1 protein-coding gene is annotated in these 500 nt (G+C 71.2%); it reads left to right on the top strand.

Annotated elements, in window-relative coordinates; translation table 11 throughout:
- A partial coding sequence (locus RNB18_RS51025) for a PfkB family carbohydrate kinase (RefSeq protein WP_311720927.1) occupies positions 1-390 on the top strand: 390 nt, incomplete at its 5' end.
- Positions 391-500: the final 110 nt, after the last annotated feature.

Here is a 500-nt window from a genome sequence, read left to right on the forward strand (position 1 = left end):
GAGTACGAGAAGGGGCTCATCGAGTCCAAGACCGGCTGGAGCGACGAGGAGATCCTCTCCAAGGTCGGCCACCGGGTCACCACGCTCGGCTCCCGCGGTGTGCGCATCGAGAAGGCCGGTGAGCCGGTCATCGAGGTGGGCGTCCCCGAGGAGGAGACCAAGGCCGACCCGACCGGCGTCGGCGACGCCTTCCGGGCCGGATTCCTCTCCGGTCTCGCCTGGGGCGTCGGCCTGGAGCGCGCCGCCCAGGTCGGCTGCATGCTCGCCACCCTGGTCATCGAGACGGTCGGCACCCAGGAGTACACCCTGCGCCGCACCCACTTCATGGACCGCTTCACCAAGGCGTACGGGCACGAGGCCGCCGCCGAGGTCCAGCAGCACCTGGCGTGATCAGCTGAGCCGGCGGACCACATAGGCCGAGCCCCGGTCCGCCGGCTCCTCGCCCACGTACTCCTGCTCCCGCATCTCGCACCAGGCGGGGATGTCGAGCCGGGCCGCCT

Origin of the sequence: Streptomyces doebereineriae, from assembly GCF_031845645.1 — a bacterium.
Taxonomy (GTDB): domain Bacteria; phylum Actinomycetota; class Actinomycetes; order Streptomycetales; family Streptomycetaceae; genus Streptomyces; species Streptomyces canus.